The sequence below is a fragment of the Methylobacterium sp. Leaf465 genome, assembly GCF_001424705.1.
Taxonomy (GTDB): domain Bacteria; phylum Pseudomonadota; class Alphaproteobacteria; order Rhizobiales; family Beijerinckiaceae; genus Methylobacterium.
In genome coordinates this window covers 129,305-148,824 of record NZ_LMRA01000048.1, presented here as the reverse complement: position 1 = coordinate 148,824, position 19,520 = coordinate 129,305, and the positions used below count along the sequence as shown (strand labels likewise).

The 19,520-nt window shown below is 72.5% G+C and carries 17 protein-coding genes; all 17 read left to right on the top strand.

The features are described from left to right. Positions 1-58: 58 nt before the first annotated feature. The 17 genes from bchF (at position 59) to bchO (ending at position 19,437) form a co-directional block, all read left to right on the top strand. On the top strand, positions 59-562 hold the full coding sequence (gene bchF / locus ASG51_RS22600; RefSeq protein WP_056273211.1) for a 2-vinyl bacteriochlorophyllide hydratase: 504 nt from the start codon (positions 59-61) through the stop codon (positions 560-562). Beyond that, on the top strand, positions 559-1,836 hold the full coding sequence (locus ASG51_RS22595; protein ID WP_056219090.1) for a ferredoxin:protochlorophyllide reductase (ATP-dependent) subunit N: 1,278 nt from the start codon (positions 559-561) through the stop codon (positions 1,834-1,836). The genes bchF and ASG51_RS22595 overlap by 4 nt, the downstream gene beginning before the upstream one ends. Positions 1,837-1,840: 4 nt before the next feature. After that, positions 1,841-3,382: a ferredoxin:protochlorophyllide reductase (ATP-dependent) subunit B gene (gene bchB, locus ASG51_RS22590; RefSeq protein ID WP_056383170.1), complete on the top strand. Its 1,542-nt coding sequence runs from the start codon at positions 1,841-1,843 to the stop codon at positions 3,380-3,382. Next, positions 3,357-7,067, top strand: coding sequence for a magnesium chelatase subunit H (locus ASG51_RS22585; RefSeq protein WP_056383168.1), 3,711 nt, complete (start codon positions 3,357-3,359; stop codon positions 7,065-7,067). The genes bchB and ASG51_RS22585 overlap by 26 nt, the downstream gene beginning before the upstream one ends. Then, positions 7,064-7,957, top strand: coding sequence for a ferredoxin:protochlorophyllide reductase (ATP-dependent) iron-sulfur ATP-binding protein (gene bchL, locus ASG51_RS22580; protein ID WP_056219099.1), 894 nt, complete (start codon positions 7,064-7,066; stop codon positions 7,955-7,957). The genes ASG51_RS22585 and bchL overlap by 4 nt, the downstream gene beginning before the upstream one ends. Positions 7,958-7,971: 14 nt before the next feature. Further along, a complete protein-coding gene (bchM, locus tag ASG51_RS22575) occupies positions 7,972-8,673 on the top strand; it encodes a magnesium protoporphyrin IX methyltransferase (protein ID WP_056383166.1) in 702 nt (233 codons plus the stop codon). Continuing rightward, positions 8,670-10,088, top strand: coding sequence for an MFS transporter (locus tag ASG51_RS22570; protein WP_056273192.1), 1,419 nt, complete (start codon positions 8,670-8,672; stop codon positions 10,086-10,088). Before bchM ends, ASG51_RS22570 begins: the two co-directional genes overlap by 4 nt. A gap of 12 nt (positions 10,089-10,100) precedes the next feature. Continuing rightward, positions 10,101-10,877, top strand: a complete 777-nt coding sequence (puhA, locus tag ASG51_RS22565; protein ID WP_056383165.1) for a photosynthetic reaction center subunit H — start codon at positions 10,101-10,103, stop codon at positions 10,875-10,877. After that, complete coding sequence (gene puhB / locus ASG51_RS22560) at positions 10,874-11,560, top strand: photosynthetic complex putative assembly protein PuhB (RefSeq protein ID WP_056383163.1); 687 nt, start codon at positions 10,874-10,876, stop codon at positions 11,558-11,560. The genes puhA and puhB overlap by 4 nt, the downstream gene beginning before the upstream one ends. A 4-nt stretch (positions 11,561-11,564) precedes the next feature. Next, entirely contained in the window at positions 11,565-12,041 is a 477-nt protein-coding gene (gene puhC, locus ASG51_RS22555) for a photosynthetic complex assembly protein PuhC (RefSeq protein WP_082487672.1), read from the top strand. Continuing rightward, positions 12,041-12,340 carry a hypothetical protein gene (locus tag ASG51_RS22550; protein ID WP_056219521.1) on the top strand — a complete coding sequence of 100 codons (300 nt, stop codon included), beginning with the start codon at positions 12,041-12,043 and terminating at the stop codon, positions 12,338-12,340. The genes puhC and ASG51_RS22550 overlap by 1 nt, the downstream gene beginning before the upstream one ends. Positions 12,341-12,384: 44 nt before the next feature. Continuing rightward, complete coding sequence (gene acsF / locus ASG51_RS22545; protein WP_200917666.1) at positions 12,385-13,428, top strand: magnesium-protoporphyrin IX monomethyl ester (oxidative) cyclase; 1,044 nt, start codon at positions 12,385-12,387, stop codon at positions 13,426-13,428. 1 nt (position 13,429) lies between these two features. Next, positions 13,430-14,281, top strand: a complete 852-nt coding sequence (gene puhE / locus ASG51_RS22540) for a putative photosynthetic complex assembly protein PuhE (RefSeq protein WP_082514210.1) — start codon at positions 13,430-13,432, stop codon at positions 14,279-14,281. A gap of 107 nt (positions 14,282-14,388) precedes the next feature. Beyond that, the gene (gene hemA, locus ASG51_RS22535) at positions 14,389-15,606 is read left to right on the top strand and encodes a 5-aminolevulinate synthase (protein ID WP_056383161.1); all 1,218 of its coding nucleotides are present in this window, start codon (positions 14,389-14,391) and stop codon (positions 15,604-15,606) included. 102 nt (positions 15,607-15,708) lie between these two features. Continuing rightward, positions 15,709-16,824: a magnesium chelatase ATPase subunit I gene (bchI, locus tag ASG51_RS22530; RefSeq protein WP_082514223.1), complete on the top strand. Its 1,116-nt coding sequence runs from the start codon at positions 15,709-15,711 to the stop codon at positions 16,822-16,824. Next, on the top strand, positions 16,821-18,518 hold the full coding sequence (locus ASG51_RS22525; protein ID WP_056383159.1) for a magnesium chelatase subunit D: 1,698 nt from the start codon (positions 16,821-16,823) through the stop codon (positions 18,516-18,518). The genes bchI and ASG51_RS22525 overlap by 4 nt, the downstream gene beginning before the upstream one ends. A 10-nt stretch (positions 18,519-18,528) precedes the next feature. Next, the gene (gene bchO, locus ASG51_RS22520) at positions 18,529-19,437 is read left to right on the top strand and encodes an alpha/beta fold hydrolase BchO (RefSeq protein ID WP_056383157.1); all 909 of its coding nucleotides are present in this window, start codon (positions 18,529-18,531) and stop codon (positions 19,435-19,437) included. Positions 19,438-19,520: the final 83 nt, after the last annotated feature.

Here is a 19,520-nt window from a genome sequence, read left to right as displayed (position 1 = left end):
CCCTTCAACGAGGCCCGGCGACTTGGTCGCAAGGGGTCTCCACAGGGGGGCGGACAGCATGATCCGGAGTGCGGACAGGCCCAGACGACCTCTCTACGACGCCGATCAGCGCGCCCGTCGCGACGCCACCCGCTGGACCCTGGTCCAGGGGGTTCTGGCCCCCCTTCAATTCCTCGTGTTCGCCGTGAGTCTGGGCCTCGTCCTGCGCACCCTGTGGACAGGTGAAGGCGCGACCGCCGCCAACGCGTCCGTGGTGGTGAAGACCCTGGTGCTCTACGCGATCATGGTCACGGGCTCGATCTGGGAGAAGGCCGTCTTCGGCCGCTACCTCTTTGCCCCGGCCTTCTACTGGGAGGACATGGTCAGCATGCTCGTGCTGGCCCTGCACACCGCCTACCTCGTGGCGCTGGCCGCCGGCGCCCTCGACACCGCCGGCCTGATGGGCCTCGCCCTGGCCGCCTACGCCTCCTACGCCGTCAACGCTGCGCAATTCGTGCTGAAGCTGCGCGCCGCCCGGCTCCACACGCGGCCGTCCCGCCTGGTCGCGGAGGCCGCGCGATGAACGCCCATGCGCCGCTTCCCGCCCTGGAGACGGGCTGCGACATCCGCCAGGAGCGCGGCCAGCGCGCGGTGTTCTGCGGATTGACCGGCATCGTCTGGCTGCACCGCAAGATCCAGGACGCCTTCTTCCTCGTGGTCGGCTCGCGCACCTGCGCCCACCTCATCCAGTCCGCGGCCGGGGTGATGATCTTCGCCGAGCCGCGCTTCGCCACCGCGATCCTCGACGAGCGCGACCTCGCCGGCCTCGTCGACGCCAACGAGGAGCTCGACCGGGTGGTCGCCCGCCTGATCGAGCGCCGCCCCGACATCCGCCTGCTGTTCCTCGTGGGCTCGTGCCCCTCGGAGGTGATCAAGCTCGACCTGTCGCGGGCGGCCCAGCGCCTGTCCCGCAGCTTCCACCCCGACGTGCGGGTGCTGAGCTACTCGGGCAGCGGCATCGAGACCACCTTCACGCAAGGGGAGGATGCCTGCCTCGCCGCCCTCGTCCCCGAGATGCCCCGCGCCGCGGAGACCGGGGCGCCCGCGCTCCTGGTGGTCGGCGCCCTGGCCGACGTGGTCGAGGACCAGTTCGCCCGCCTCTTCGCGGATCTCGGCCTCGCCGACGTGGCCTTCCTGCCGGCGCGCCGCGCCGGGGCGCTGCCGGCGGTCGGGCCCAACACCCGCTTCCTCCTCGCCCAGCCCTTCCTGGCCGAGACCGCCCGCGCCCTCGAGGCCCGGGGTGCGAAGCGGATCTCGGCGCCGTTCCCCCTCGGGGCGGAGGGCACGACAGGCTGGCTCGCTGCCGCCGCGGAGACCTTCGACGTCCCGGCCGAGCGATTCGCCCGCGTCACCGCCCCGGGTCGAGCCCGCGCCGCCGTCGCCCTCGACCTCTACCGGGAGCGCCTCGCCGGAAAGCGGGTGTTCTTCTTTCCCGATTCGCAGCTCGAACTGCCGCTCGCCCGTTTCCTGTCGCGCGAGATGGGGGCGGAGCTGATCGAGGTCGGCACGCCCTACCTCCATCGCCAGCACCATGCGCCGGACCTGGCGCTGCTGCCGGCCGGCACGAAGGTGGTGGAGGGTCAGAGCCTCGACGCGCAGATGGATCGCTGCCGGTCGGAAAAGCCCGACCTCACGGTCTGCGGCCTCGGCCTCGCCAACCCGCTGGAGGCGGAAGGGCTGGCGACCAAGTGGTCGATCGAGCTGCTGTTCACCCCGATCCAGGGCTACGACCAGGCCGGAGACCTCGCCGAACTGTTTGCGCGCCCGCTGAAGCGCCGCGCCCGGCTGGAGGTCTGAGGCGATGCAGCTCACGCTCTGGACCTACGAGGGGCCGCCGCATATCGGCGCCATGCGGATCGCCACCGCCATGCAGGGCCTGCACTACGTGCTGCACGCGCCGCAGGGCGACACCTATGCCGACCTGCTCTTCACCATGATCGAGCGGCGCGACGCCCGCCCGCCGGTGACCTACACGACCTTCCAGGCCCGCGATCTCGGCGCTGACACCGCCGCGATCTTCCAGAACGCCGTGGGAGAGGCTTACGCGCGCTTTCAGCCGCAGGCGATGATCGTTGGGGCCTCCTGCACCGCCGAGCTGATCCAGGACGACCCGGGCGGCCTCGCCCGCGCCCTCGACCTGCCGATCCCGGTCATCCCCCTGGAGCTTCCGGCCTACCAGAAGAAGGAGAACTGGGGCGCCTCGGAGACCCTCTACCGCCTCGTCCGGGCGCTGGCCGGCGGCACGCCGAGCGCGCGCGACGGGCGCCGCCCCCTCTGCAACATCCTCGGCCCCACGGCGCTGGGCTTCCGCCACCGCGACGACCTCGTGGAGGTCACCAAGATCCTCGCCGCCCTCGGCATCGACGTGAACGTGGTGGCGCCGCTCGGCGCGACGCCCGCCGATCTCGGGCGCCTCGGGGCGGCGGAATTCAACGTCGTGCTCTATCCCGAGATCGCCCGTGCCGCCGGCCTTCACCTTCAGAAGACCTTTGGCCAGCCGATGGTCGAGATCGTCCCGATCGGCGTCCAGGCCACCATCCGCTTCGTCGAGGCGGTGGCCGCCGCCGCGGGCGTCGATCCCGCCCCCGTCCTCGCCGGTGCCCCCTCGCGCCTGCCCTGGTATTCGCGCTCGGTCGATTCGACCTACCTCACCGACAAGCGGGTCTTCATCTTCGGCGACGCCACCCACGCGCTGGCCGCCGCCCGCGTCGCCGCCACGGAACTCGGCTTCAAGGTGGTGGGCCTGGGCACCTACACCCGCGAATTGGCCCGCGAGGTCCGGGCCGAGGCGGCGTTCCATGGCATCGAGGCCACGATCACCGACGATTACCTCGACGTCGAGGCCGCGATCCAGGCCGCGGGACCGGAGCTCGTGCTCGGCACCCAGATGGAGCGGCACATCGCCAAGCGCCTCGGGTTGCCCTGCGCGGTGATCTCGGCGCCGATCCACGTCCAGGACTTCCCCGCGCGCCACTCGCCGCAGATGGGGTTCGAAGGCGCCAACGTCCTGTTCGACACCTGGGTCCACCCGCTGATGATGGGCCTGGAGGAACACCTGCTCGGCATGTTCCGCGAGGATGCCGAGTTCCACGGTGCCGCCGCGCCCTCGCACCTGCCCCGGCACGGCGTCGCTGCGCCGCAGCCGGTCGCCCCGGCACCTTCGGTGGCCGCAGAACCGATTCTCCTGACCTGGGCGACCGATGCCGAGAAGGAACTGAAGAAGATCCCGTTCTTCGTGCGGGGCAAGGCGCGCGCGAACACCGAGCGCTTCGCACGGGAACGTGCCCTGCCGCTCATCACCGTCGAGACATTGTACGATGCCAAAGCGCATTTCGGACGCTGAGCGCCCGGCGCTCCGGGTCGTCCTCGTGACGATGGACAACCACGTGGCGAGCGCGTTGGAGCGCGCCCGCCAACGGCTCGCCCGCGACCTGCCGGGCCTCACCCTGGACTTCCACGCGGCCGCCGCCTGGGACACCGACGCCACCGCCCTGGAGGCCTGCAAGGCCGACATCGCCCGCGCCGACATCGTCCTCTCCACCATGCTGTTCATGGACGAGCACGTCCGGGCGATCCTGCCGTCCCTGCTGGCCCGGCGCCCGCATTGCGACGCCATGATCGGCTGCCTGTCGGCGAGCGAGGTGGTGAAGACCACCCGCCTCAACCGCTTCGACATGGACAGCACCAAGCGCGGCGCCCTCGATTTCCTGAAGAAGCTGCGCGGCAAGCCCGGCGCCCAGGGCAACGGCGCCCGCCAGATGGCGATGATCCGCAAGCTGCCCAAGATCCTGCGGTTCATTCCCGGTTCGGCCCAGGACGTCCGGGCCTATTTCCTCACCCTGCAATACTGGCTCTCGGGCTCGGACGAGAACATCGCCAACCTCGTGCGCTTCCTGGTCGGCCGCTACGCCGCCGGCCCGCGCGAGGGCTGGCGCCGAATCGCCGCCGCGCCGGCGCCGCTCAGCTACCCCGAGACCGGGCTGTATCATCCGCGCATGGCCGGCCGGATCGGTGAGGACGGGGCGAAGGTGCCCGCACCCGCCGGCGCCTTGAAGGGCTGCGTCGGCCTCCTCGTCATGCGCTCCTACGTGCTGGCCGGAAACACGGCGCATTACGACGGCGTCATCGCCGCCCTGGAGGCGCGGGGGCTCAGCGTCGTGCCGGCCTTCGCCAGCGGTCTCGACAACCGCCCGGCCATCGATGCGTTCTTCCGGCGCGACGGGCGCCCGACCATCGACGCGCTTGTCTCGCTCACCGGCTTCTCCCTGGTGGGCGGCCCGGCCTACAACGACGCCGCCGGCGCCCAGGCGCTCCTCGCCGACCTCGACGTGCCCTACCTCGCGGCCCACGCCCTCGAGTTCCAGACCCTGGAGCAGTGGGAAGCCTCCGACCGGGGCCTGTCGCCGGTGGAAGCCACCATGATGGTGGCGATCCCCGAGCTCGACGGCGCGACCAGTCCGATGGTGTTCGGCGGACGCTCCAGCCGCTCCCTCGGCGCCAGCGCCCGCGACATGGTCGTGCATCCCGAGCGCGCCGACATGCTCGCCGCCCGCATCGAGCGCCTCGTGGTCCTGCGCCGCAAGGCGCGGGCCGAGCGCCGGGTCGCCGTGGTGCTGTTCGGCTTCCCGCCCAACGCCGGCAGCATCGGCACCGCCGCCTTCCTGTCGGTCTACCATTCCCTCCACAACACCCTCGCGGCCCTGAAGGCCGAGGGTTACGCGGTCGATCTGCCCGAGAGCGTGGAAGCTCTGCGCGGGGCGGTGCTCGACGGCAACGCCACCCGGTTCGGCACGCCCGCCAACGTCCACCACCGCATCCCGGCCGACGACCATGTCCGCCGCGAGCGCCACCTCGCCGAGATCGAGGCGCAGTGGGGGCCGGCCCCCGGCCGCCAGAACAGCAACGGCTCGCAGATCTTCGTGCTCGGCGCGCAGTTCGGCAACGTCTTCGTCGGCGTCCAGCCGGGCTTCGGCTACGAGGGCGACCCGATGCGGCTGCTGTTCGAGCGCGGCTTCGCCCCGACCCACGCCTTCTCGGCCTTCTACCGCTACCTGCGCGAGGATTTCCGCGCCGACGCGGTCCTGCATTTCGGCACCCACGGGGCGCTGGAATTCATGCCCGGCAAGCAGACCGGCCTGTCCGGCGCCTGCTGGCCCGAGCGGCTGATCGGCGCGCTGCCCCACATCTATCTCTACGCCGCCAACAACCCGTCCGAGGGCCTGCTGGCCAAGCGCCGCTCGGCCGCGACCCTGGTGAGCTACCTGACCCCGAGCCTGGCCCAGGCCGGACTCTATCGCGGCCTGATCGACCTCAAGGCCTCGATCGAACGCTGGCGCGGCCTGGAGCCGGAGGCGGTGGGCGAGCGCCGCGATCTCGCCGAGCTGATCCAGGCCCAAGGCGCCGGCCTCGACCTCGTCGCCGCCGAGCCCGCCTGGACCGCCGATCTCGCCGGCCACGTCCACGGCCTCGGCACGGCACTCCATGAACTGGAGCACACCCTGATCCCGCACGGCCTCCACGTGGTCGGGCAGGCGACGCCGCCGGAGGAGCGGACAGACATCCTCCTCGCCCTGGCGGAGGCCAGCCACGGCCTCGTGCCCACCCGTGCCGGCCTCCAGGCCCTTGTGGCCGGCGCGGCCATCGACGCCGCCCTGGCGCAGGGCGGTCTCGGCCCCTCCGATGCGAACCGCGCCGCCTTCGCGTCCCTGCGCGAGACCGATCTCCTGTTGTCACGGGATCACGAGATCCGGGGCCTCCTTGCCGCCCTCGACGGCCGCTTCATCGCCCCCGTGGCCGGCGGGGACCTCCTGCGCAACCCGGACATCCTGCCCACGGGCCGCAACCTGCACGGCTTCGACCCCTACCGCCTGCCCTCGGCCTTCGCCCTCGCGGACGGCGCGCGGCAGGCCGCGCGTCTCCTGGCCCGCTACCGCGACGAGGGCGCGGCGCTGCCCGAGAGCATCGCCCTCGTGCTCTGGGGCACCGACAACCTGAAGAGCGAGGGCGGTCCCATCGCCCAGGCCCTGGCGCTGATCGGCGCGGCGCCGCGCTTCGACGGCTACGGCCGCCTCTGCGGCGCCATTCTGATCCCCCTCGAAACCCTGGGTCGCCCGCGCATCGACGTGGTCGTGACCCTGTCGGGCATCTTCCGCGATCTGCTGCCGCTCCAGACAAAGCTCCTGGCCGAAGCCTCCTATCTCGCCGCCACCGCCGACGAGCCGTCCGACCGGAACTTCGTGCGCAAGCACGCCCTGGCGCTCCAGGCCGAGCACGGTATCGACCTCGAGACCGCGGCCCTGCGGGTGTTCTCCAACGCGGAGGGCACCTACGGCGCCAACGTCAACCAGCTCGTCGAATCCGGCCGTTGGGAAGAGGCCGACGAGATCTCCGAGACCTTCGCGCGGCGCAAATCCTTCGCCTACGGCCGCACCGGCGTGCCCACCGCCCAGCGCGCCCTGATGGGGGCCGTGCTCGCCACCGTCGATCTCGCCTACCAGAACCTCGATTCGGTCGAGGTCGGCGTCACCTCGGTGGACCACTACTTCGACGGTCTCGGCGGCATGGGCCGCGCCGTCGCCGAAGCCCGCGGCGCGGCGGTGCCGATCTTCATCAGCGACCAGACCCGCGGCGAAGGCGTGGTCCGGACCCTGACGGAGCAGGTCTCCCTGGAGACCCGCACCCGGATGCTCAACCCGAAATGGACCGAGGGCATGCTCGGCCACGGCTACGAGGGCGTGCGCCAGATCGAGGCGCACCTCACCAACACCCTGGGCTGGTCGGCCACCACCAACGGCGTCGCCCCCTGGGTCTACCAGCGCATCACCGAGACCTACGTCCTCGACCCCGCCATGCGCGCGCGCATGGCGGCCCTCAACCCGACCGCTTCGGCCAAGGTGGCTCACCGGCTGATCGAGGCGCACCAGCGTGGCTTCTGGACCCCCGACGCGGAGACGCGCGACGCGCTCGACCGCGCCGAGGAGGAACTCGAGGACCGCGTCGAAGGCATCACCGCAGGGGTCGCCGCATGAACATCGCCATCCGCAATCCCGTCACCGCGCGCCAGCCCGAGGGCAGCGTCCAGGTCGAGCTCGACCCGAACCTCAAGATCGGCACCGCCAAGGTGTTCGCGGTCTACGGCAAGGGCGGCATCGGCAAGTCGACCACTTCGTCGAACCTGTCGGTGGCGTTCTCCAAGCTCGGCAAGCGCGTGCTGCAGATCGGCTGCGACCCCAAGCACGATTCGACCTTCACGCTGACGAAGCGCCTGGCCCCGACCGTGATCGATGCCCTGGAGGCCGTGCAGTTCCACTCCGAGGAGCTGCGCATCGAGGATTTCGTGGCCGAGGGCTACAACGGCGTCATGTGCGTCGAGGCCGGCGGCCCGCCGGCGGGCACCGGCTGCGGCGGCTACGTCGTCGGCCAGACGGTGAAGCTCCTCAAGGAGCATCACCTCCTCGAGGACACCGACGTGGTGATCTTCGACGTGCTCGGCGACGTGGTCTGCGGCGGCTTTGCCTCGCCGCTCCAGCACGCCGACCAGGCCCTCATCGTCACCGCCAACGACTTCGACTCGATCTTCGCCATGAACCGGATCGTGGCCGCGATCCACGCCAAGGCGAAGAACTATCCGGTGCGCCTCGGCGGGGTCATCGCCAACCGCTCGGCCAAGACCGACGAGATCGACCGCTTCAATGCCGCCGTGGGCCTCGAGCGCATCGCGCACTTCCCCGACCTCGACGTGGTCCGGCGCTCGCGCCTCAAGAAGTCGACCCTGTTCGAGATGGAGCCGACGCCGGAACTCGAAGCCGTCACCACCGAGTACATGCGTCTCGCGGCGCATCTCTGGGCCGGCGGCAAGCCGCTCAACGCGATCCCCATGAAGGACCGCGACCTGTTCGAATTCCTTGGCTTCGATTGAGCGGGCGCCGGACCATGACCTCGCACAGCTACGCCGCCCGCCGCTCCCAGCTCACCACCTACTTCGACCGCACCGCGGTCGAGGCCTGGGCCCGGCTGACCTCGGACGCGCCGGTCTCGAAGATCCGCGCCACGGTGCGGGCCGGCCGCGACGCCATGCGGGCCAACCTCCTGTCCTGGCTGCCCGAAGACCTCACGGGCCGGCGCCTCCTCGATGCCGGCTGCGGCACCGGGGCCCTGAGCCTGGAGGCGGCGCGCCGCGGCGCCGAGGTCGTCGCCATCGACGTGTCGCCGACGCTGATCGGCCTCGCCCTGGAGCGCACCACCCTGTCGGCCCCGGGGCGGATCGACTTCCGGGTCGGCGACATGCTCGACCCCGCGCTGGGCCGATTCGACCACGTCGTGGCGATGGATTCCCTGATCCACTACGCCACGCCCGACATCGTGCAGGCGCTCGCGGCCCTGGCGGCCCGGACCGAGGCCGGCATCCTCTTCACCGTCGCGCCGCGCACGCCCCTTCTCACGCTGATGCACATGGCCGGCCGCGCCTTCCCGCGCGGCGACCGGGCGCCCGCCATCGTGCCCGTCGGCGCGGCGGACCTGCGCCGTCGCCTGGCGGCGGAGCCGGCCCTCGCCGGGGTCCGGGTCGCGCGCGCGCACCGGGTGAACAGCGGGTTCTACCTGTCCCAGGCCTTCGAGCTCCGGCGGCTGCCATGACCCGCCTCGGCGCCTCCATGGCCCGCGCCCTGCAACGCGTCGGTCCCGGCTTCCTGCCCTTCGCCGACGCGGCGACGGCGGAGCTGCCCATGGGGCGCCTGCTGCGGCTCGCCCTGTTCCAGGTCACGGTCGGCATGGCCGCGGTGCTGCTCATCGGCACCCTCAACCGGGTGATGATCGTCGAACTCGCGGTGCCGGCCTGGATCGTCGCCGTGATGCTGTCCCTGCCGCTGATCTTCGCGCCGTTCCGGGCGCTCGTCGGGTTCCGCTCGGACACCCACCGCTCGGTCCTGGGTTGGCGCCGGGTGCCCTACATCTGGTTCGGCACGCTGCTGCAGTTCGGCGGGCTGGCCATCATGCCCTTCGCCCTGCTGATCCTGTCGGGCGACACCACCGGCCCGGCCTGGCCCGGCCACGTGGCCGCCGCGCTCGCCTTCGTCATGGTCGGCGCCGGCCTCCACACCACCCAGACCGTGGGCCTGGCGCTGGCCACCGACCTCGCCCCGGCCCATGCGCGACCGCGGGTGGTGGCGCTGCTCTGCGTCATGCTGCTGGCCGGCATGGTGGTGAGCGCCATCGCCTTCGGGCTGCTGCTGGCGGATTTCTCGGCCCTGCGCCTCATTAAGGTGATCCAGGGGGCCGCGCTCCTCACCGTCGTGCTCAACGGCATCGCCCTCTGGAAGCAGGAGCCCCGGTCGCCCACCCGCACGGCGCGCGACCTGCCCCGGCCGACCTTCTCGGACTCCTGGGCCCTCTATGCCGGCAAGGGCCGGGCGCGCCGCCGCCTCGTCGCCACCGGGCTCGGCACCGCCGCCTTCTCGATGCAGGACATCCTGCTCGAGCCCTATGGTGGCCAGATCCTGCACCTGCCGGTGGCCGCCACCACGGCCCTGACCGCGCTGCTGGCCGCCGGCGGCGGCCTCGGGCTCCTGATCGCGGCGCGCTGGCTCGACCGGGGCGGCGACGCCTTCCGGGTCGCGGCCTCCGGGGCGGTCGTGGGCATCGCGGCCTTCTCCGCGGTGGTCTTCGCCGCGCCCCTGGATTCCGCCCGGCTCTTCGCCGTGGGCGTCGCCCTGATCGGCCTCGGCGGCGGCCTCTTCGCTCACGGGACACTGACGGCCTCCATGGCCAAGGCCGGCCCGGAGGATACGGGCCTCGCCCTCGGCGCCTGGGGCGCGGTCCAGGCCAGCGCGGCCGGCCTCGCCATCGCGGCGAGCGGCATCCTGCGCGATCTCGGCGCGCATCTGGCCGAGACCGGCCGGCTCGGCGAGGCGCTGAACCTGCCCTCCACCGGGTACCTCATCGTCTACCATCTGGAGATCGCGCTGCTGTTCGCGACGCTGCTGGCCATCGGCCCGCTCGTCCGGCCCGAGAGCCGCACGCCTCTTCCTCGATCCCTGCCTCGCTCAGCCTGAAGGAGACCGGCCATGCCGAGAGGTGAAATCACGGGCTACGTCGACGTTGCGCAGCTGGTCCTCTACGCGTTCTGGATCTTCTTCGCCGGCCTCGTCTTCTACCTGCGCCGCGAGGATCGCCGCGAGGGCTACCCGCTCGAATTCGAGGCCGCCCGCGGCCGAGCGATGCCCCCGGACCCGTTCCTGATCCCGTCGCCGAAGGCCTTCTTCCTCTCCAACGGCCACGTGAAGCACGCGCCCCAGACCGGCGAGCGCACCCCCTGGACCTATCGCGGCCACAAGCACGAGGTCTGGCCGGGCGCGCCGCTGGAGCCCGATACGGATGGACTGCACGACGCCATCGGTCCCGGCTCCTACGCCGACCGCGAGGACAGCCACGACGAGACCTGGGATCGCGAGAAGCGCATCGTGCCCCTGCGGGTCGCGGAGCACTTCGTGGTCCATGAACTCGGCCCGAACCCCATCGGCATGTCGGTGTTCGGCGCCGACCGGCAGGTGGCCGGCACCGTGAGCGATCTCTGGGTCGATCGCGGGGAATCCATGGTGCGCTACTACGAGGTCGAGCTCGGCGCCGGCGGCCGGCGGGTGCTGATGCCCGCCACCTTCTGCCGGACCGGCCGGTTCTCCCAGCGCGTGACCTGCGAAGCCCTGCTGGCGCACCAGTTCGCCGACGTCCCCACCACCAAGGATCCGGATTCGGTCACCCTCAACGAGGAGGAGCGGATCATGGCGTTCTACGGCGGTGGCACCCTCTACGCGACGCCCACCCGGCAGGAGGCCATCCTGTGAACCGGTCCATCAGGCGGCCCGTGCCGCACCTGCCCGCCAACGCCTTCGACGCGCCGCCCGGCCTGCCGGCGCCGCTGCCCGCCGGCGAGCACATCCTCTGGCAGGGACGCCCCTGCGGCTTCGGCATCGCCTTCCGGGCGCTGCATCTGCGCCTCGTCGGCCTCTGGTTCGTCGGGCTGGCCCTGTGGGCGGCGCTCCCGGCGGCCCTCGCCGGACAGGTTCGGGAGGCTGCGTCGCTCGCCCTGCCCACCCTGGGGATCGGCACCGGTGCGGTCCTGCTCCTGGGCCTCCTCGGCTGGCTCTCGGCCCGCACCACCACCTACACCATCACCAACCGCCGGGTGGTCCTGCGGATCGGCATCGCCCTGCCGATGACCCTGAACCTGCCCTTCGCCCTGGTGGAGGCGGCCGGCTGCCACCTCTATGGCGACGGCAGCGCCGACCTGCCCCTGCGCCTTCGCCCGGGCAACCGCGTCGCCTACCTCCACCTCTGGCCCCATGCTCGGCCCTGGCACGTGAACCGGCCCGAGCCGATGCTGCGCACGGTGGCGCAGGGCGGCGAGGTGGCCGCGATCCTGGCCCGCGCGCTGGCGGCCCATCGCGCGGCGCCGGAGGAGACGGCCGGCCCGGTCATCCTGCGGCCGCGCGTGGCGCCCGGCCCGCGCCTCGCCACTGCGAGCTGATCCGATGACCCGATCCAACCCGCATCCCCTCGCACGTACCGCCGGCCGCACCTCCCGGGGACTCGTGGCCGGCGTCGGCCTCCTCCTCGGCTTCGTCGTGGTGGCCGTGACCGTCGGCCGGGTCGAGAGCATTGGCCTGACCCGGATGGAGCCGGCGCGCCCCGTCCAGAGCCTCGCCCTCCGGGTCGACGACGCGGCGGACGGCTCGATCACCCTGCGGGATGCCGAGCACGGCGACCTCGTCGCTACGGTCCGCCCGGGCGCGGACAACTTCATCCGTGCCACCCTGCGGGGCTTCGCACAGGGGCGGCTCCGGGCCGGCCTGCCGCGCGACGTCCCCTTCCGCCTGACGCGCTTCGACGACGGCTCCCTCCGGCTCGACGACGCGCTCACCGGCCGCAGCGTCGATTTCGGCGCCTTCGGTCCCTCGAACTTCGCCGCCTTCGCCCGCCTGATGCCGAACGACGGAGCCGCACGATGATGGCCTGGCTGAACGGACGCCGCACCGTCGACGTCCCCTGCACCGTCGAGATCGAACAGACGCCCGAGAGCCTGCACGCCCACGTCGTCCTCGACGCCAGCTTCGAGATCGAGCCCGGCGACGCCGTGCAGGTGCACGACGCGCCCACCTCGGTGCCCTACGGCGAACGCCTCGTGGTGCGCCGGACCGCCACCGTGACCCGCGCCGGCCGCCTGGAGCGGCTCTGGACCAAGCTCGCGGGCCACCTCGAGCTTACCGAACTCTACGAAGTCAGCTTTTCCGAGAGGAGGCGCCTGTGACCGCAGCCATTCAGCAGTCCGTTCCCAAGGCTCCCGCGCCCAAACTGCCCCTCAACGAGGCCACCAAGGCCGCGCAGGAGACGACGTTCCTGTCGCCGCGCTTCTACACGACCAACTTCGAGGAACTCGACCGCACCGACGTCGAGCCCGTCCGGGCCGAGTGGAACAAGCTCATCGCCGAGCTGCGCGCCGATCCGAACAAGCGCCACTTCACCCGCAATTCGGAGTTCGACTGCGACATGTCCGGGCTCGACCCGGCCCTGCGCAAGGAGTTCATGGACTTCCTGGTCTCGTCGATCACCGCCGAGTTCTCGGGCTGCGTGCTCTATGCCGAGATGCGCAAGCGCGCCAAGAACCCCGACATCCGCGAGCTGTTCGGCTTCATGAGCCGGGACGAGGCGCGGCACGCCGGGTTCATCAACGACGTGCTGAAGGATTTCGGCATCGGCGTGGACCTGGGCTTCCTGACCAAGTCGAAGAAGTACACCTTCTTCCGGCCGAAGTTCATCTTCTACGCCACCTATCTCTCCGAGAAGATCGGTTACGCCCGCTACATCACCATCTTCCGCGAGCTGGAGCGCAGGCCCGAGCGCCGCTTCCACCCGATCTTCAAGTGGTTCGAGAAGTGGTGCAACGACGAGTTCCGCCACGGCGAGGCCTTCGCCCTTCTGATGCGGGCCAACCCGAAGCTGACCTCCGGCGTGAACCGCTACTGGATCAAGTTCTTCCTCCTGGCGGTCTTCGCGACCATGTATGTCCGCGACCATTGCCGGCCGGCCTTCCATGAGGCCCTCGGGGTCGATCCGACCGATTACGACTTCCAGGTCTTCCGGATCACCTCGGAGATCTCGAAGCAGACGTTCCCGCTGACGCTGGACCTCGACAACCCGCGCTTCAAGCAGGCCCTCGACCGGCTGCTCGCCTGCTCGGTGGGGATCGCCGATGCCAAGGCGCAAGGCGGCTTCCTCGGCAAGCTCAAGCAGGGCGCCTGGGTCGCCGCCTCGGCGGTGAACTTCGCCCGGCTCTACGCCCTGCCGACCCGCGACAACCCGATGCCGGCGGAGATCCGCCTCGAGCCGGTCTGGTAGGATGGCCGCCTACGCGCTTCCCGCCCTCTATGCGGTGCTGGTCTGGTGGTTCTCCACCGGCCTGATCCTGCTCCTCGACCACCGCCCGCGCGCGACGCACGGGGTCAGCATGGCGGCGGGCACGGGCGTGCTCGCCCTGGCGCTGTGGGCCATCGGCGCCTCGGCCGGCGATGCCAGCGCGGGCGGCGCATACGTCGCCTTCACGGCGGCCCTGGTGGTCTGGGGCTGGCAGGAGATGAGCTACTACATGGGTTACGTCTCCGGCCCCCGGGCGGAGGGCTGCCCGCCCGACGCACGGGGCTTCCGGCGCTTTCGCGCGGCGGCGGCCACCAGCCTGTGGCACGAGGCGGCCATCGTCGCCGGCGGCCTCGCGATCCTGGTCCTGACCTGGCGCCAGCCGAACCTCTTCGCCCTGTGGACCTACCTCGTCCTGTGGGGGATGAATCTCTCCGCCCGGCTGAACCTCTTCCTCGGGGTGCGCAACCTCAACGCCGAATTCCTGCCCGAGCACCTCGCCTATCTCGGCAGCTACCTGCGGGTGCGCGCCATGAACCCGCTGTTCCCGGTCTCGGTGACGGCGGCCGGCCTCGCCACCGCCGCCCTGGTGCTGGCGGCCCTGGCCGAGGGCATCACCGCCCACGAAGTCGCCGGCCTCAGCATCCTGGCGACCCTGATGGCGCTGGCCACCCTGGAACACGGCTTCCTCATGCTGCCGCTGCCCTCGGCCGCTCTGTGGCAGTGGAGCCTGCCGAAACCGGACCGGGGCGGCCCGGTGTCCTCGCACCTCCCGGCCGCGCGCGGGGAAAGCCCTCGCGTCGGCGAGCCCCGCCTCGCCGAGGCCGAGGGACGCTGAAACAGGTTCCCGGTCCGCCCCGGCGGACCGGCGCGATCAACGCCGCCGCGGCGGCAGGAGAGGCGAGCGGGCCAGAACCCGCCGTACAACGACGGAAGGGGACGGGCATGAACTACGAAGAGGTCTTCGGCTCCGCTTTGGCCGGCCTGCATCGCGAGGGACGCTACCGCGTCTTCACCGACCTCGAACGGCAGGCGGGCCGCTTCCCGCACGCCACTCACCACACGCCGGCCGGCACGCGGCCCGTCACCGTCTGGTGCTCCAACGACTATCTCGGCATGGGCCAGAACCCGGCCGTGCTCGACGCCATGCACGAGGCCCTGGACCGCTGCGGCGCCGGGGCCGGGGGCACCCGCAACATCTCGGGCACCAACCATTACCACGTGCTCCTCGAGCGCGAGCTCGCCGACCTCCACGCCAAGGAGGCCGCGCTGCTCTTCACCTCCGGCTACGTCTCGAACTGGGCGGCGTTGGGCACCCTCGGGAGCCAGCTCCCCGGCTGCGCGATCTTCTCGGATGCCGGCAACCACGCCTCGATGATCGAGGGGATCAAGGCGAGCCGCGCCGAGCGCCACATCTTCCGCCACAACGACCCCGAGGATCTCGACCGCAAGCTGCGCCTCGTCGATCCGGGCCGCCCGAAGATCGTGGCCTTCGAGTCCGTGTATTCCATGGACGGCGACATCGCCCCGATCGCGGAGATCTGTGACGTCGCCGAGGCGCACGGCGCGCTCACCTACCTCGACGAGGTGCACGCCGTCGGCCTCTACGGCGCGCGCGGCGGCGGCATCTCGGAGCGCGACGGCCTCGCCCACCGCCTCGACGTGATCGAGGGCACGCTCGGCAAGGCCTTCGCGGTCCATGGCGGCTACATCACGGGCTCGGGAAAACTCTGCGACTTCGTGCGCAGCTTCGCCTCCGGCTTCATCTTCACCACCTCGCTGCCGCCCGCCGTGGCGGCGGGGGCCGCGGCGAGCATCCGCCACCTCAAGGCGAGCGGAGCCGAGCGGGCCCGGCACCAGGAGCGGGTCGCCGCTGTGCGCGCCCGCCTCGACGCCGCCGGCATCCCCTATCTGCCGAACGACAGCCACATCGTGCCGGTGATGGTCTGCGATCCCGTGCTGTGCAAGGCGATCAGCGACACCCTGCTCGACGAGTTCGGCATCTACGTCCAGCCGATCAACTACCCCACCGTGCCCCGCGGCACCGAGCGCCTCCGGATCACGCCCTCGCCCCTGCATTCCGACGGCGACATCGACCACCTCGTCGGCGCGCTGAGCACGATCTGGGGCCGGATGGGCGTCCAGCGCGCGGCGGCCGAGTAGGACGCCCGCGAACCCTGCACCCCGTATGGGGGCAGGGGACCCCGCACACGGTCTCGCGCAAGGAAGATCAAGCCCATGATCGTGAATGGATCGATCCGAGCGATGTCCCTCAAACCGGTCTCCGCGACGCCTCCGAGCGAGACGCCGCCGATCCTCCGGGCCGCGGGTCCGGTCAAGGCGCCGCGGGCCCAAACGGCCTCGGCCACGCCGACCTTCCCGTTCTCGGCCATCGTCGGCCAGGACGAGATGCGTCGGGCGCTGCTCATCGCGGCCGTCGACCCGTCGGTCGGCGGCGTGCTGGTGTTCGGCGACCGCGGCACCGGCAAGTCGACGGCGATCCGGGGCCTTGCCGCCCTGCTGCCGCCGATGGCGGCGGTGGTCGGCTGCCCCTATGCCTGTGATCCCGGCCGGCCCGCCGAGCACTGCCATCGCTGCCGCGAGCAGGCGGTGCTGCGGGCCGAATCCGTTCCGGTGCCGGTGGTGGACCTGCCGCTGGGCGCCACCGAGGACCGGGTGGTCGGTGCCCTCGACCTGGAGCGCGCCCTGACCCGCGGCGAGAAGGCCTTCGAGCCGGGCCTGCTCGCCCGGGCCAATCGCGGCTTCCTCTACATCGACGAGGTCAACCTGCTTGAGGACCACCTCGTCGACCTCCTCCTCGACGTGGCGGCATCGGGCGTGAACACCGTGGAGCGCGAGGGCCTGAGCATCCGCCATCCCGCCCGCTTCGTCCTCGTCGGCAGCGGCAACCCGGAGGAGGGGGAGCTGCGGCCCCAGCTCCTCGACCGCTTCGGCCTCGCCGTCGAGGTTTCGACGCCCACGGACCTGCCGACCCGCATCGACGTTGTCCGCCGCCGCGACGCCTACGAGCGCGATCCGGCGGCCTTCTGCGCCGGCTACGCCAAGGCCGACCGCGCCATCCGCAAGGCGCTCACCGCCGCCCGCGCCCGGCTTCCCGCCCTCGCCGTGCCCGACGCCACCCTGGAGGCCGCCGCCCGCCTCTGCCTAGCGCTCGGCACCGACGGCCTGCGCGGCGAACTCACGCTGATGCGCACCGCACGGGCGCTCGCGGCCTTCGAGGGCGCCGAGACGGTGGGCCTCGACCACTTGGCCCGGATCGCCCCCTCGGCCCTGCGCCACCGCCTGCGCCGCAACCCCCTCGACGAATCGGGTTCCACCGCGCGGGTCGCCCGCGCCGTGGAGGACATCCTGGGCCAATGAGCCCCGCCTGGGCCGTCGCCCTGCGCGTGGCGCACCTCGTCGCCCGCGACCCACATGCCTGCGGCGGCGTCCTCGTCCGGGCCGGGGCCGGCCCGGTGCGGGACCTCTGGCTCGACCGTCTCGCAGGCGAACTCGCACCCGCCCGGCCCGTCCGCCGGATGCCGGCGGGCATCGCCGACGACCGCCTCCTCGGGGGACTCGACCTCGCCGCAACCCTGGCGGCGGGGCGGCCCGTCGCCCAGTCCGGCCTTCTGGCCGATGCCGATGGCGGGCTCGTGGTGGTGCCGATGGCCGAGCGCCTCTCGCCCGGCACCGCCGCTCGCCTCGCCGCCGCGCTGGATGCCGGCGAGGTGCGGGCCGAGCGCGACGGACTGGCGGCGCGGACCCGCACGCGGATCGGCCTCATCCTCCTCGACGAGGGGGAGGGCGACGACGCCGCGGTTCCCGAGGCCCTGGCCGATCGCCTGGCCTTCCGCCTCGACCTGACCGGTCTCGCCTGGGGCGACACGCAAGGGGCGGCGACCGAAGGCGAGCCGGAACCGGACGACCCGGACCTCGAACCCGACGCCGCGGTCGCGGATCTCTGCGCGGTCGCGGCCGCGCTCGGCATCGCCTCCCTTCGGGCGCCCCTGCTGGCCCTGCGGATCGCCCGCCTGCTGGCGGGGCACAAGGCGCTTCGCGCGCGAGACGTTCGCGAGGCCGCCTGCCTCGTCCTCGCCCCGCGCGCGACGCGCCTGCCGTCGAGCCCGGAGGACGCGGAGGCGGCGCCGGCGGATCGGCCCGAGTCGCCCGCATCGGACGGGACCGAGTCGTCCGATCAAGGTCTCGAACCGGGTGCCGAGAGCCTCGTCGAGGCCGCCCGCGCGGCAATTCCGCCGGATCTCCTCGCCCGCCTGGGCGCAGCCGGCGCGGCGCCGTCCTCCCCGAAGGCCGGGCGCGTCGGCGCGGTGATGCAGGCCCCGCGCAGCGGACGTCCGGCAGGCACCCGGCCCGGCTCGCCGCGCACGGGCCGCCTCTCCCTCCTGCCGACCCTGCGGGCCGCCGCGCCCTGGCAGCGCCTGCGCTCCGGTGCGGAGGGAGCCCCGCGCCTGATCCAGGTGCGCAGCGACGATTTTCGCATCACGCGGTTCCGCCAGCGCAGCGAGACCACCACCATCTTCGCCGTGGATGCCTCCGGTTCGGCCGCCCTGGAGCGCCTGGCCGAGGCGAAGGGCGCCGTCGAGCTGCTCCTGGCCGAGGCCTATGTCAGGCGCGACAAGGTCGCCCTCGTCGCGTTCCGGGGGACGGGCGCCGAGATCGTCCTGGCCCCGACCCGCGCCCTGGCGCGGGCCCGGCGCGGCCTCTCGGCCCTGCCGGGGGGCGGGGGCACCCCCCTGGCCTCGGGCCTCGACGCCGCCGGCACCCTCGCCCGCGCCGTCCGGCGCGGCGGCGGCACCCCCGTGGTGGTGGTGCTCACCGACGGGCGCGCCAACGTCGCTCGCTCCGGGGCGCCCGGCCGGGTCGCGGCCGGCGCCGAAGCCCTGAACGCCGCCGGCCTCCTGCGGGCCGACGCCATCCGGACGATCCTCATTGACACCGCGGCGCGGCCGCAGGAGACCGCGCGGCGCCTCGCCGAAGCGATGGGCGCGCGCTATGTCCCGCTTCCCTATGCCGATGCCGCGGCCATGAGCACCGCGATCCGCTCGGCCCGCTGAAGGATCTGCGATGCCTGCGCCGAGCGACCGGCCCCAGTGGGAGCGCGACGGCGCGGATTGGCCCAACCGCGCCGCGAGCCGGTTCGTCCGCGCCGGCGACCTGACTTGGCACGTGCAGGAGTTCGGGGCGCCGGAGGCCCCCGTCGTCCTGCTGCTGCACGGCACCGGCGCGGCCACCCATTCCTGGGCCGGCCTCGCGCCGCTGCTCGCCGAACACTTCTGGGTCGTGGCCCCGGACCTGCCGGGCCACGGCTTCACCGACCCGCTGCCGCCCGGGCGCCTGTCCCTGCCCGGCATGGCCGGAGCGATCCGCGACCTCCTGCGGACCCTCGACCTGTCGCCGGACCTCGTGGTCGGGCATTCCGCCGGCGCGGCGATCCTGGTGCGGCTCTGCCTCGACGGGCTCGCGCCCCGGCTACTGGTGGCCCTGAACGGCGCCCTGACGCCGTTTCCCGGCCTCGCCTCGGTGCTGTTCCCGGGGCTCGCCCGGATGCTGTTCCTGAACCCCGTCACCCCGAGGATCTTCGCCTGGACCGCCGACCGTCCGGCGGTGGAGCGCCTGATCCGCGGCACCGGCTCGCGCCTCGACGCGCGCGGCCTCGATCTCTACCGGCGCCTCTTCCGCTGCCCGGGCCACGTGGCCGGCGCCCTCGGCATGATGGCGAACTGGAACCTCGCCGCTCTCGACCGGGAGATCGGCCGGCTCGCGGTGCCGACGCTGCTGCTCGTCGGCGGCGACGACAAGGCGATCGCCCCCGAGACCGCGTTCGCCCTGAAGGACCGGCTGCCCGACGCCCGGGTCCGCCTCATCCGCAACCTCGGGCACCTCGCCCACGAGGAGGCGCCGGCGCGCGTCGCCGACGAGATCGTCGCGGCCTACCGGGAGCAGGTCGCCGTCCAACCGTCCGCCGGGACTTGACGCGGACGCGGCCCGGTCGCACCGACGGGCGCGAGGACGTCCGACTGGGGATGGTCCGATCTTGGATGTCCGACGACGGTGCC